We start from the raw sequence: 13775 nt of genomic DNA, 5'->3' as shown, positions 1-13775 counted from the left end.
CGCTCAGAAATAGGCTTGTTGGCATGGCGGACGAGGCCGCGCTCGAAACGGCCATCCTAGACGAGGACGACGGTCAGCTCATCGAAAGCGATGTCGAGCCGGCGACGGCACCGAAAGCAGAGGAAACCGCGGCGCTGCAAAGGCTGATCGATCAGGCCGAAGCGCTGGCCGCGCGCCCCCTGGATGATCCCAAACTGCGCAAGCTCGTGCAGCACCTCAAGGACCTCGATGCTAAGGGCGCCAGGCCGGTGGTTTTCTGTCGCTTTATCTCGACCGCGGAGGCCGTAGGCGAAGCACTTCGACAGCAATTCAAGAAGCATACAATAGAGATCGTCACCGGCCGACTAACGCCCGACGAACGCCGCGTGCGGGTAGAAGCTCTGGCCGACTATCCGCACCGTATCCTCGTTGCCACCGATTGTCTTTCGGAAGGCATCAACCTGCAGGCGCTGTTCAACGCCGTGGTCCACTACGACCTTAACTGGAATCCCACCCGTCACCAGCAGCGAGAAGGGCGCGTCGACCGCTTCGGCCAGCCTGAGCGCGAGGTCTGGTCGGTAATGATGTTCGGCGAGAACTCGATGATCGACGGTGCCGTGCTCGACGTTATCACCAAGAAAGCCGAGCGAATTGCGAGGGAGACGGGCGTCACCGTGCCGATCCCCGAGGATTCCGCCAGCGTTACGAACGCGTTGATGCAAGCGATGCTGCTCCGCTCTAGCGCCCCCGCGCGCAAGGCACATTCGACTTCGGCAATGCGGAGGCGCAGCTCGATGCCGAATGGCGCGATGCGGAGGCAAACGCCAAGAAGAGCCGCACGCGCTACGCGCAGACCGCGCTGCAGCCGCAAGAAGTCCTGCCGGAATGGCACAAGATGCGCGACCTCCTCGGTGGCCCGGAGCAAGTGGAGCGCTTCACCCGTCGAGCTCTGGCCCGCATCGACGTGCCGATGGGCGACGTTGAGGGTAAGGCAGGCAGCGCATGGCGTGTGCATTATGACCAGCTGCCCCAGCAATTGCAGGAACGGCTCGCGGCGCGCGGTCTGACCGGCACGCGGCTGGTATCATTTCACGATGACCCCTTGCCGGACACGACCCACGTTGGCCGCACGCATCCGCTTGTGTCGATGCTGGCCGAAAGCGTTAGCGAGGGTGCGCTCGATCCTGACGGGGTGACCGGCGCCAAGCCTATGGGGCGAGCTGGTGCGTGGCGCTCCACAGCAGTCAACAAGCTGACCACGGTGCTTCTGCTGCGGCTGCGATTTACTCTCACGACAAGTGGGCGAAAGACACTGCTGGCGGAGGAAGCGAGCGCCGTCGCCTTCGAGCGCGGAGAGACCATCCCACTTGCTACTGGTCCCGAGGCACTGGCTTTGATCGAACAGGCTGCCGCGGGCGACGTCGCTACGCCGGTTATCGCCAGGCAGGTCAATGAAGCACTCAACCGTTTACCGGGATGCCAAGATGCGATCTCCTCCTACGCGCATGAACGCGCCGCGAAACTCGGCGAGGACCATGATAGGGTGAAGTCTGCTACCCGCGGCGAGGGTGCGACGACGGAGGTCGCGCCAGTCCTGCCGGCCGATGTCATTGGCCTCTACGTGCTCGTTCCAGAGGCGAACTGATGGTCCGCATCGGTTCGCGCACGGGCGCCCTAGCGCTTGAAGCCGTCGTAGTAGAAGGCGGCCTGATTGCTCCTGAGCAGATCGTCAAAATTGCTGCCGCTGAGATGGGCCCGAAAGGAGCTGCAGATTACGCCTGTCCCAAGGGCACTACGCTGCGCGACGAGATCGCGCGCTATTACAGCATCGGCCATGCGCTCTGGTCCGAATTCGACCGGATCGAAAGCCCCACAGTAACTCAAACCGCCGCGTTTGCCCGCGACCTTCTGATCCAATGCTTCGGGTTCACAGATCTGACGGGCCCGCACGAACACCACGAGGGAAGCCGGCGGTTTCGCATTGCATGGGAAGCGAAGGGTGGGCGCGTGCCAGTCGTGGTCGCGGCTCCTGTTCCCGGCGCAGACGCTTTCGCTAAATCGCAGCCCGAGTTTGGAGACGGTGAAGGCGGACGCGCTCGCCGCAGCCCCACCGTGCTCCTCCAAGACTGGCTGAACGCCAAGCCGGAATTCTACTGGGGTCTCGTTTTCGCCGGCGATCGCGTGCGGCTGATGCGCGACAACGCAAGCCTCACCCGGCCCGCATGGATCGAGGCGGATCTCGCAGCAATGTTCCGAGACGAGATGTTTGCGGACTTCACTACTTGGTGGTTGCTTACGCACGCCACGCGGTTCGGAGCCGAGGGCGCTGCGGCCTCAGACTGCGCGCTCGAACAGTGGCGCGAGGAAGGGCTGAAACAGGGCACCGCCGCTCGCGAACGCCTGCGGGAGGGAGTCGAGGAAGCCCTTCGCCAACTTGGCCAAGGTTTGGTCGAAGCCAATCCTGACATTCGCCGACGCATTGTCGAGAACGAGCTCTCGCTGACGGCTCTGTTCGAGGAGTTGCTGCGCACCGTGTATCGGCTGATCTTCTTGGCGGTGGCTGAGGATCGGGACCTGCTGCATCCACGTAACGTGTCGCAACGAGTGCGCGCGCTCTATGCGGGGAACTACTCGTTCACCTTCTGGCGTGAGCGATCGCGCCGCCGGGTCGCGCGCGATCATCACCACGACGCTTGGGAAGGCATGAAAATTGCGCTCGCCGCCTTGGAGCACGGGGAGGCGGCGCTCGGCCTCCCGCACTCGGTGGGCTGTTCGCGCGTGGCGCTACGCCGACTCTGAACGAGGCGCGCATCTCCAATCGCCATTTCCTCGAGGCGCTGTTCAACCTCGGCTTCATCCGTGTTGACGGCGGCCTGCATCGCATCAACTGGCGCGACATGAAGACAGAGGAGCTGGGTAGCGTTTACGAAAGCCTGCTCGAGATTCGGCCCAGCCTCGCTCCAAACGGCGAGTTCGTGCTCGGCACCGGCAAGGGCAACGCGCGCAAGATCAGCGGCAGCTACTACACACCCGATAGCCTCGTGGAGACACTGCTCGGTTCAGCGCTCGATCCGGTGCTGGAGAAGGCCGAGGCGAACGCCGAGACGAGCCAGGACAGAGCCGCCGCCGTCCTCGACCTGCGTGTGATCGACCCGGCTTGCGGCTCCGGCCACTTTCTACTCGGTGCCGCGCGTCGGATGGCGGACCGGGTGGCGCTGTGGCGCAATCCCGATGCCGGCAAGGAGGAGAAGCAGGCCGCGCTGCGCGATGTGGTCAGCCGTTGCATCCACGGCACCGACCGTAATCCGATGGCGGTCGAGCTGGCGAAGGTCGCGCTGTGGATCGAGAGCGTCAGCCCCGGCCAGCCGCTCGGCTTTCTCGACGCCAACATCCGCTGTGGCGACGCGCTGCTGGGGTGTTCGATCTCGGCGCGCTTGAAGAAGGCATCCCAGACGAAGCCTACAAGCCGCTCAGCGGAGACAGCAAGGAAGCGGCCAAATATTATGGCAAGCTCAATAAGGACGCGAAGAAGGGCCAGGGCGCCTTCGATTTTCACAGCGGCGGCGGAGCCATGCCACCCAAGAAACTGGCGGCTAACCTTGCCATCATCAAGCGCATGCCCGAGGACACCGTCGGGCAAGTCGAGGAGAAAAAGCGCCGATTCGAGGCGTGGCGGCACGATCCGGCGCGCTACGCCACCAAGGTTGCCTGCGATCTCTACATCGCTGCGTTCCTGCTACCCAAGACCGAGGTGCCCGATGTGCGCGGGCGTGATATGGTGCCGACTACGGCGGACGTGCGTCGCAAGCTGGCCGGTGGGACCAATTATGGGCCGATGGAAGCCGCCGCGATCGATGCCGCCGAAGCTGCTCGGCCGCTGCATTGGCCGTTGGCATTCCCTGACATCGTGATCGAGCGCGGCGGGTTCGATCTCGTGCTCGGTAATCCGCCGTGGGAAGTCGTCCAGCTAGGCGAGCAGGAATATTTCGAAAGCCGCGTGCCCGAGATCGCGGAGATGAAGGGCGCGGCGCGGAAGGCGGCGATTGCCGCGCTCGAAACCGAGCACCCGGAGATTTTCGATGAGTTTGCCCGCGACAAGCGCACGTTCGATGCGATGAATGAGTTCGCGCGTGCTAGTGGTCGTTTCGACCTGACCGCGCGCGGCAAGGTGAACACTTACGGATTGTTCGCCGAACACTTCCTCAATCTGACCCGCGAAGGCGGACGAGCGGGCTTGATCGTGCCCACCGGCATCGCCACCGACGCCACCACAGCTCCATTCTTCGGCCATTTGGTAGACTGTCAGCGTCTTGTTTCTCTTCATTCTTTTGAGAACGAGGAGTTTATTTTCCCGAGTGTCCATCATTCTACTCGGTTTGCGTTGCTCACGCTGGGGTCCAATACTGAAGGCGCAGAATTTGCTTTCTTTCTTCGGCAGGTTGAGGGACTGGAGGACGCTCGCCGCCGTTTCCTGCTCGCCCCCAGCGAGATTGCCGCGATCAATCCAAATACCAGGACCGCTCCGGTTTTCCGCGCTCGGAACGACGCTGAGCTGACTGCGCGCATCTACAACCGTGTGCCGGTGCTGATCCATGAGGGCACAGGGCCGGAAGCCAACCCGTGGGGCGTGGAGTTCCGTCAAGGACTCTTCAACATGACCAGCGACAGCGGCCTGTTCCGAACCGCCGAGCAATTGGAACATGACAATTGGATTCGCGATGGCACCGACTGGATCAAGATCAATCACGCCGATCCACGCGCCCCGCTAACTGTGGAGATGGATACCTCCGATGAGGACGAGCGCGAGCGTTACGTTCCGCTCTACGAAGCAAAGATGATCCACCAGTTCGATCATCGCTGGGCGACCTTCGAAGGCTCCGAGAGCAGGGACGTTACGCAGGCCGAGAAGGAAGACGATGAGTTTGACCCAAGCCCTCGTTATTGGGTGCCCAAAAGAGAGGTTGACGATCGACTGCAATCGAAGGGTTGGAAGCGTGATTGGCTTCTAGGCTGGCGTGATGTCACGAGCGCTCACGTGTTGCGAACAACAATTGCCGCCGCGTTACCGAGGGCGGGCGTGGGGCACACGATGCCGTTATTCCTTTTTGATGTTGAGCCGAGCCAATGTGCGGCGCTTCAAGCCAATCTGTCCTCAATGCCCCTCGATTTCGTGGCTCGGCAGAAGGTTGGGGGTAACCACCTCACCTACGGCTATTTGAACCAATTTCCCATTCTTCCGCCGTCCGCCTACAGCGAATCCGACCTCGCCTTTATCGTCACCCGCGTGCTGGAACTGACCTACACCAGCCACAGCATGGCCCCCTTCGCCCGCGACCTCGGCCGTGAGGGCCCGCCGTTCTCCTGGGATGAACCACGCCGCGCGCAGCTTCGCGCCGAGCTCGACGCCTGGTATGGCCTCGCCTACGGCCTCACCCGCGAAGAGCTGCGCTACGTGCTCGATCCGAAGGACGTAATGGGCGCCGACTACCCCAGCGAAACTTTCCGCGTCCTCCAGAACAATGAAAAGCGCCAGTTCGGCGAATACCGCACGCGCCGGCTGGTGCTTGCCGCCTACGACAACCTGATTGCCGAGGGCATGCGCCCACGGACGGATGGGTATCGTTAAGCGGCGGTGACATCATCAAGCGCGAATGGGCACTGAGGGACAAGACAGGGAGGCAACGTGCAGATCAGCACAATTCTCGATTACATCGACAATGGCCACATGGCATTGCCCGAGTTCCAGCGCGGCTACGTCTGGGGCCGCGACCAGGTGCGCGGACTGTTCGGGTCGCTCTACCGCAGGCACCCGGTCGGCGGGCTCCTGGTTTGGGCCACTCAATCCGAGGAGGCGATCCACCGTGGCGACCAGGAGCTCGCGCCCGGCGTCGTAAAGCTGTTGCTCGACGGGCAGCAGCGCATGACATCGCTGTATGGCGTCATCCGGGGCGCTGCGCCGAAATTCTTCGACGGCAACGAGCAGGCGTTCACAGGCTTGCATTTCCACATCGCCAACGAGGAGTTCCAGTTCTACCAGCCGATCGCGATGCGCGACGATCCACTCTGGATCGATGTTAGCCAGCTTTTCGCGCACGGGAACGAGGGGCTCGGCAAACTAGTCGCGGAAATCGCTACGCGGCCGGAGCACGCCGCGTTGGTAGGCGAGTATGCCGGCCGGCTTAACCGCCTGCTCGGCATCCGCGACATCGGGTTGCATATCGAGGAGATCACCGGCCCTGACATGACGCTCGACGTCGTGGTGGACATCTTCAACAAGGTGAATAGCGGCGGGACCAAGCTGTCCAAGGGCGACCTCGCGCTCGCCAAGATCTGCGCAAGCTGGCCCGATGCTCGCGCTCGGATGAAACTGCTGCTCGACGGCTGGAAGGCCCATCGCTACGACTTTTCGCTCGACTGGCTGCTGCGCTCGGTGAACACCGTCCTCACGGGCGAGGCGAAGTTCCTCTATCTGCATGACAAGCCGGCAGCCGAGGTTAGCGATGCGCTGAAGCGCGCGGGCAAGCACATTGATACCAGCCTCAACTACATCGCTGGGCGGCTGGGGCTAGACCATGACCGGGTCCTGTTCGGCCGCGGAGCGATCTCCGTGATGAGCCGCTACCTCGACATCCGGGCGGCCAGCTCGACGCGGTGGAGCGCGACAAACTGCTGTTCTGGTATACCCAGGCCGCGATGTGGGGCCGGTTCTCGGGGTCGGTCGAAAGCTTCATCGACGTGGACCTCGAGGCGCTGGAAGGACCGGAAGGCGGGCTCGACAAGTTGATCGAGGTGCTGCGGCTGTGGCGCGGCGGCCTTCGCGTGGAGCCGTCGCATTTCGACTCTTGGAGCGTGGGCGCGCGCTTCTATCCCATCCTCTATATGCTGACACGGGTGCGTGGCGCGCGCGATTGGGGATCCGGACTTGAGCTCAAGGCGGAGCTTCTCGGCAAATTGAGCGGCCTGGAGGTGCATCACATCTTCCCAAAGGCGCAACTCTACAAGGCGAACGTGGGGCGCGCGAAGGTCAACGCCCTCGCCAATTTCTGCTTCCTAACCAAGGGCACGAACTTGAAGATCTCGGACACCCGTCCGGAGGTCTATTTCCCGGAGATCGAGAAGCGTCATCCGGGTGCGTTAGCCTCGCAATGGGTGCCGATGGATCCCGAGCTGTGGCGGATCGAGAACTTCGATCGGTTCCTCGACGCGCGCCGGAACTTGCTCGCTGACGAGGCAAACCGAGTTTTCAAAGAGTTGCTGAATGGTGACGAGCGCTGGTTGGCGGCGATGGACCCCGCGTTGGCGAGTGTGCCCGCTTCAGCGGCCGGGAACGTGCTCGGCGGCGTTTCGAGCGTCGAGGAAGAAGAAGCACTGATTGAGCTGAATGATTGGCTGGAGGGACAGGGACTGTCGCGCGGTCAGGTGTCGTTCGAGCTCGTCGATCCCGACACCGGCGAGCAGCTCGCTTTGCTTGATCTAGCGTGGCCCGATGGGGTCCAGGCGGAGCTGACCGAGCGAGTTGCGCTCCTGCTGGATGAGAGTGCCGAACTGCTCGCCCTGGCGAACGCTGCAAACTACCGCTGCTTCGTGTCCGTCGAGACTTTCAAGGACTATGTGCGTCGCGAAATCTTGAGTGCGAGCGGGGAGCGATCGGCGTCGACGAGCAGCTCGAAGCGGCCGAGTGAGCGGCGACCTCGACGTCGTCATGGAAACCAACCTCCGCGCCCAAGACCCACCATTTGCTCTGCGTTCGGAACTTATCGAAGCGGCCGCGAATCACGGCTATCGCCGTCAAAAGGGGCTCGCAAACGGCTGGCTGTTCTTCGCCAGCGAGGAGAACGTGCCGGGTGAAATTGCATTGGCGGTGAGTGCCGACGGCTCTGCCTGGTTCCTTGCTGTCGAGCATCCTGGTGTGGCCGAGCGATTGGATGCCGCTTCAGCCGCGCCGCCACCGGGGCGGTTCCGCGGGGCCTTCGGATTCGTCGATCAGATTGAGATGCGCCGCGCGCTTTCTCGCGCTTGGCAGCTGGCTTCAAGCCTGCCCACCCTGCCGCTTGCGGAATACGAAGTGGAAGTGCGCGGGCTCGGCGACACCGAGGCCGAGCGGTTGGTCAAACAGCGCAAGGGTCAAGACATCTTCCGCCGTGCGCTGCTGCTTTATTGGGATGCCCAGTGTGCGGTCACCGGTATCGCCCAGCTAGAACTGCTGCGCGCGAGCCATATCGTGCCTTGGGCACTATGCCGCCATGATGCCGAACGACTTGATGCCGAGAATGGCTTGCTGCTCGCTGCACATTGGGACGCAGCTTTCGACAAGGGTTTGGTGAGCTTCACCAATGAAGGGCGCGCGATTTACAAGCCCAACCTTCATTCAACAGTGCTTGAGCTGCTGCAGCCAGAGACAGCCAGACTGCGTCTGGTAACGCCGAAGCATAAAGAGCAGCTTTCATGGCACCGCCGACATTTTGGTTTTGGCGACGGTTGAGCCACGTCTGAGGCGAGCATCACCTCGTGCACGAATGTAACAACCTTAGCAGGGCGCCAAGGACGGGAATCGAGCTAATCCAAGCGATCCCGCTCCGCATCGCTTAGCGCTTGCGTCAAGGAGAAGTCCTAGGATTATTCGCGATGCTTGACCCTAGTGCTGCCTATCAGCCGAGGTCCGTATCGATCTGCCATCCACCGCGGCATGTTGATAACAAGCGTAGTCCGGAGGTGGGTATGACAACGAGAAGTTTCAGTGATGCGGCGTTGAATGCTGTCACTGGCGAAGCGCGCAAGAGCATGGAAGCGTTTGCGCAGGCGCTCGTCCAGGCTGAGGGGTTATTGCGCGAATACCACGCAACGACACAGGCCCAGTTCAAAAGCTCCCATCCTGACGAGATGATCGCCATTCGCGAGAACAGCCGTCTCATCTTCACGCTCAGCTGGACCAAGGCGGTCCTGTTCTCGCGGGCAATCATCGATCAGGTTAACGCCGGCAATCTCCTAGCGGCATTCCAATCCTTGCGAGCGTATGCAGAACTCGTCGCAACGGTGAGGTTCACCGCAAAGGAGATGATGCCCCTCATTCAAGATGCCGCTGAGACGGGATCAATCTCGGTGGAGAACGCCAGAACCTTATCGTCCAAGCTAAACACTCTTCTCCACGGTGGGCGGTTCAATTGGCCGCTCTACTTCGAAGAGGGAGCGAAGGCGGTGCTCGATAGGAAGCGCGCCAAAACGACGAAAGAAGAGCGACGTAAGTTCGAGACGAACTCTCTGCGCGTGGGAACGTGTTTTGAAAAGTGGGCAGAAGAGGAGCCGGCAGTTGAGTTCATCTACGACTACCTGTGCGATCTCGTTCATCCCAACAAAGGGAGCAACTTGATCTTGCTCGTTGAACGAGGCGGGAATGTTGTGTTCGACACAAGCCCATCGAGCCAGATGGGTTGGGTGATCTTTGGAAGGATCTTCCCTTTCGCCGCTTCTATGTGTTTGAGGGCTATGGGTGAGTTCCAACCCATCTTCGCGCTTCTCGGCGCGGAAGATGAAGCTCGCTCAGTCCATTGAGTGTGATCGGAGCCTCCTCCCTGTCGTCCCCGCCCGCTCATTGTTGCGAACCGAGATGACTCGACCGCTCGTGGATCAGATGGGGGGCGTTAGTAGTGCGCGTTGAAGATGCTCGTGCTTTTGTTGAGGTCAATGTGCTGACGCCGGCACTAAACAACGCTGCCGTGGCTGGTAAAGTCAGGGCAACCATCCAAAACACGCGCTCATGGCTGCCGCGGTTCGATCGAATCGGTGACCTTGTTGCTTACATGGATCGGTTTCAAGGCACCGCGGACACCGAGGTCTACAAAGGTTTGAAGTCGGTAGGACTCAAAACGTTCGAAGACATACATGACGAATTCATGGCTAAGTTTGGCAAGTTTGCATCGGAGCGAACACGGCTCGACGACTTCGTTGTTGGTCAGCGTTACACTAGCAGCCAACTCGTGATCTTCGCCGAGCTCTACGACAACAGGAGTGGAGGGATCCTCCTGATAGGCAACCCACCGAAGCCCCAGGCGGTCTTCGTGAAGGCAACGTTCAGCGGCGGTAAGTATCCAAACAAATGGATCTCAGAACCCGATCGCCTCAAATATTATCTCAAATCTCGCAATGCGGTTTTCAGTGAGACCTACATCGAGAACGCGGCGATAATCAAAAATCCTGATCTTCCAGTTTTCGTGTTTCACCGGTTGGAAGAAAGACAACCGTTCACGTTCGCTGGGCAGTTCAGGGCCGAGCGGGTTGTGAGTGAAGCTGATGGATCGAAGTGGTTCGATCTCGTCCAGTCTTCCGTCATCTCGCCGACGAATCGAGTGGATGAGGGCGAGCTGCGACGCACCTTCGCTCAGAAGGTCGCAAACGCTGTGCAAACATCGAGAGAAGCGCGTTTGAATCGGTTGAAGAGCGCTCCGAAACGACCGCCGACTGTGGCTACCACTGCTATAGCCTACCTCCGCAACCCGGACGTCGTTGCGGAGGTTCTATACCGAAGCCAGGGGGTGTGCGAAGGGTGCGGCATGAACGCGCCGTTCGATCGAAAATCAGACGGGTCGCCGTATTTAGAGGTGCATCACAAGATGCATCTCTCTGAGGGAGGTGAGGACACCGTCGAAAATGCCATAGCGATTTGTCCAAATTGCCATCGACGTGAGCATTTCGGGACCCGAACCTGGCAGTAGCGATGCGGCGGTTTGCTTCTTACCTCCTTGCTGCTGTGCTGGGCGCCGTCGTGGCTTACAGCCTGACTGCCGCCAGATCCGTCACAGGCGCAATAGACGCTGGGGATTGGCTCGCTTTTGCGGGAGCATTGCTCGGTGTCGTCCTGGCGGTGGGTGGCGCAATATTCGTCGAGCGCTGGAAGAAGTCGACAGAGCTTCAAGCTGACCTCAAGCTTATCGAGGACGCCCTAGTCGAGTTGGAACAGAGCTTGTCGAGTCTAGACGTGCCATTCGATGCCGATCGACGGGTCGCTGATCAGAAGCAGCCAGTCATTCACTCACTTGAGCGCCTCGAAGACGCCCGCGCGGTTCTTGCATTCGCGCGAGAACAAACGAAAGTCACCGACATCGCGTTATGGAGGGGGCTCAGATCGATCGAGCTCGACATCGATGCTCGGCGTCAGATGTTGGATCAGGAGAAGGGATCTTGCTGGGGCGCAACGTTACGCGTCGCGTGCTTGAAATAAATCGCTCTAAACTCGTTGCCTTCGCCGAGAACCTCCTGCCGACAGTGCGCCAGACGATAAGAGCTTTACGGGAGAAGAGAGCCTGGACCTTCTGACCTGGTTCACCTGAAGCCCGCAATCGAGCGGGAGTTGGGCGGAGGGCCGTTCGTGCTTGGTTAGCATTTCCGTATGGCGTGGAATATCAGCTTCAACGCAGCCGGAACGTCAGCTTCGCTGCGCACCTTGAACCGTGTATTCCCCGATCGTCCTTGATCACCAGTTCACTCATCGGCTTGAAGTGATCAACAGGTCCGCGGACCGTGATTGAGAGCTCGTTGATGCGTGGCTGAACGATGACATACCAGAAGTTGTCTGGCGTCTCGCTGAAGTTTCGAGATTGTCCTCGCTTCAGGTCTCCCGGTGATTTCACGCGCACACCGGCGAGCAACTCCTCAGCAGCCCTGGCGAGGTCCGCAGATAATTCTGAACGAACGAGCTGCAGGAAATTGCGATCTCCGGGGCCCGCAGAAACTGCGTGTGTGGCTGGTTTCGAGGGGAGAAAGGCCTCATCTTGCAACTGCGCGTCGATGCCGACCGCTTGTGATGTCGTCCCAACGTTAAGAGCAGTAACTTCGTCAATCTTAAACCGAAGGTGCTGCTGCTCTGGATCGAACTCGCAATCGTTCAAAAGTAGAACGCTGCGCGGCCCGGTTGCGCTGCTGGGTCTGCCGAAGTGCCTCACTTGATGTGGAGGCATATCGAATAGCCACATGCCATTGCCCAACTCTGTCACATTCGTAGCGGTGATGAGTAATGACATCCGGGAATCTCCAGACGAGATTTGTCTGCACAGATAAATCTGCAGAGCGAAGTTGTCAATATCTCGCTCTGCAAAGGTGAGGGGAGGGGTTACGCGAGCACCAAGCGAGACCTTGCAATGGCCCGGAGCTCGCGCTGGACAAGTCCCGCAGCGTAGCGGTCGAGCTGCAAGTGGCGGAATGACCTCTCGCTAAGGCATTGTTCTGAATGAGCTGACCGAAATTGGAATACCAAGAGCGTGCAAGGTATTTCGATGTCCTAAAAGCTTGCACTGCGGCTCTAGCCGGATGCCGCCTATCAGGCGGCAGTTCAGCGTTTCTGCCATCCACATTACGGTCCAGTGCTCAGCGCGGTCTTCGCTTAGCTGTCGATCGTGAAGTGCTCGATCGAACATGATCGCCTTCAAAAAGCGGCTGATCTGACCCTAATCGCGTATCCAAATCCCGGAGAACACTCTGGAGCTGCGCAGAAAGCTTTCTTGCCATGTCCAGTTGGCCAGCGCGCTGACGAACGTCGCTCGTCGATTCCGCCGTCATTTGCGTTTCGCGGGCAATCGGAAACCTCCCCGACACGCCCGGAAGAAGCTCTATGTTTATAACCCGCGGCTTTCAGTTCGGATCTTCGGTATGCGATTTTCCTGATTCAGCAGAAGAAACTCTTCATAGTTAATGTCTGCCTCGATGGGGCGAAGGCTATTGCGAGGGCTTGCAAGTGATCGAAAGAGCCGCCGGCCAAGACAGTCGCCTGTGGTCATCACGTCGCTATTTGGATTGAGCCCAGCGAAGAAACCAAACCAAATGACCGCCATCGGAGACTTTTGGGCGTGGTTCAGCGTGAGTGGAAGGTAATTAAAAGATCCTTCTGCAACCATCGAAGCAGCAAAGCCTACGAACATGTCTTGCCGCTCTTGATCCACGCCGGTCATCGTAAGTTCTGTCCGAAGTCGATCCAAAGCCCGAACGCGGTCTTCACGGCTGGCCCGCAACATCTGCCAAATCTGCTGCCCTCCCGGCAGCAAACCGCTTAACCAGTTGATGCCGGCCGCGTCGCTATCAGAGCCACTCTGTGCAGCTGAAACCAGCTCGAGAAGGCGAGGGTCAACGTCAGCAAAATGCAAGCCATCGGGGTGAGAAAGTGCGCCCAGAGCATTCGACCAGAAGTCCCTCATCAGACGAGCTGGCACGCGTTCTGTTGCGGCTCTTAGCGTGTCACGGACTGAACGCCATCTGTCTAGTGCTGCGAGTGCTAGTTCCAGATTGTATCCTGTTAGCGCCGCACCGATCACCGATGCGGAGGAGCATCGTAAGCACAATTGTATGCTTATCTCAGACAATCGCTGAGCGTTCGAACCGCCGTTGAGTGACGCTTCGGCTATAAGAGCACCAATCAGGGCCTCGGCAGGAACGCGTTGCTCTTCATCTCGCGCCATGAGTTGATCCGCGACTTCCTTCGCAACCACTCGGAAGAAGGCGCTGAAAGGAGTGTGCGTGCCCACGTATGTGGAGGTGAAAGCCAAGAAGTCGCGCATCTCGGCTGCTGGCACGGCGATCAACGGTTCTTCATCAGGTCGGAACCAGTAGAGGTGGATTTGCGCGTCTTTGTTTGATCGCGACATGGGCGGCGGCGGGAGCAGCGCCCGTCCTTGCGCCGTGCTGCCCAGCCAGTCGAGGAAGTCGGGTCGCGAGAGTGCCGCCTGGTTCATTTCGAGGCCCCTCCGAACAGCTCACCGAGGCTCGGCGCCTCAGAGGGCGCACCTTCTAGAGCCACTAAGCCGCGCTCAATA

At 60.0% G+C, this 13775-nt stretch carries 12 protein-coding genes; 10 read left to right on the top strand and 2 right to left on the bottom strand.

The window, feature by feature from the left end; all coding sequences use genetic code 11:
* Positions 1-23 precede the first annotated feature (23 nt).
* The 10 genes from H9L15_RS16610 to H9L15_RS01250 all read left to right on the top strand — a co-directional run bounded on the left by H9L15_RS16610 (position 24) and on the right by H9L15_RS01250 (position 11194).
* Positions 24-1046 (top strand): C-terminal helicase domain-containing protein, encoded by a 1023-nt coding sequence (locus H9L15_RS16610; protein ID WP_223276397.1) that lies wholly within the window; start codon positions 24-26, stop codon positions 1044-1046.
* A gap of 80 nt (positions 1047-1126) precedes the next feature.
* Positions 1127-1624, top strand: coding sequence for a hypothetical protein (locus H9L15_RS16605; RefSeq protein WP_223276396.1), 498 nt, complete (start codon positions 1127-1129; stop codon positions 1622-1624).
* Complete coding sequence (locus H9L15_RS16600; RefSeq protein WP_223276395.1) at positions 1624-2778, top strand: hypothetical protein; 1155 nt, start codon at positions 1624-1626, stop codon at positions 2776-2778. The genes H9L15_RS16605 and H9L15_RS16600 overlap by 1 nt, the downstream gene beginning before the upstream one ends.
* Positions 2673-3890: an N-6 DNA methylase gene (locus tag H9L15_RS16595; protein ID WP_223276394.1), complete on the top strand. Its 1218-nt coding sequence runs from the start codon at positions 2673-2675 to the stop codon at positions 3888-3890. The genes H9L15_RS16600 and H9L15_RS16595 overlap by 106 nt, the downstream gene beginning before the upstream one ends.
* Complete coding sequence (locus H9L15_RS16590) at positions 3887-5605, top strand: hypothetical protein (RefSeq protein WP_223276393.1); 1719 nt, start codon at positions 3887-3889, stop codon at positions 5603-5605. Before H9L15_RS16595 ends, H9L15_RS16590 begins: the two co-directional genes overlap by 4 nt.
* Positions 5606-5662: 57 nt before the next feature.
* A complete protein-coding gene (locus H9L15_RS16585) occupies positions 5663-6763 on the top strand; it encodes a DUF262 domain-containing protein (RefSeq protein WP_223276392.1) in 1101 nt (366 codons plus the stop codon).
* A 1053-nt stretch (positions 6764-7816) separates the two neighbouring features.
* On the top strand, positions 7817-8461 hold the full coding sequence (locus H9L15_RS01265) for an HNH endonuclease (RefSeq protein ID WP_223276391.1): 645 nt from the start codon (positions 7817-7819) through the stop codon (positions 8459-8461).
* A 236-nt stretch (positions 8462-8697) separates the two neighbouring features.
* Entirely contained in the window at positions 8698-9528 is an 831-nt protein-coding gene (locus tag H9L15_RS01260; protein WP_223276390.1) for a hypothetical protein, read from the top strand.
* Between the two features lie 95 nt (positions 9529-9623).
* A complete protein-coding gene (locus tag H9L15_RS01255) occupies positions 9624-10688 on the top strand; it encodes an HNH endonuclease (RefSeq protein WP_223276389.1) in 1065 nt (354 codons plus the stop codon).
* A gap of 50 nt (positions 10689-10738) precedes the next feature.
* Positions 10739-11194, top strand: a complete 456-nt coding sequence (locus H9L15_RS01250; RefSeq protein WP_223276388.1) for a hypothetical protein — start codon at positions 10739-10741, stop codon at positions 11192-11194.
* A 187-nt stretch (positions 11195-11381) separates the two neighbouring features.
* Here H9L15_RS01250 and H9L15_RS01245 read toward each other — a convergent pair whose 3' ends face one another.
* Together H9L15_RS01245 and H9L15_RS01240 are read right to left on the bottom strand one after the other, a co-directional pair.
* A complete protein-coding gene (locus H9L15_RS01245) occupies positions 11382-11993 on the bottom strand; it encodes a hypothetical protein (RefSeq protein WP_187714898.1) in 612 nt (203 codons plus the stop codon).
* A gap of 591 nt (positions 11994-12584) precedes the next feature.
* Entirely contained in the window at positions 12585-13694 is a 1110-nt protein-coding gene (locus H9L15_RS01240; protein ID WP_187714897.1) for a hypothetical protein, read from the bottom strand.
* Positions 13695-13775: the final 81 nt, after the last annotated feature.

This window comes from Sphingomonas daechungensis, from assembly GCF_014489495.1.
GTDB lineage: Bacteria > Pseudomonadota > Alphaproteobacteria > Sphingomonadales > Sphingomonadaceae > Sphingomicrobium > Sphingomicrobium daechungense.
The sequence above is the reverse complement of the archived record's forward strand: the minus strand, read 5'-3'. Positions and strand labels throughout refer to the sequence as shown.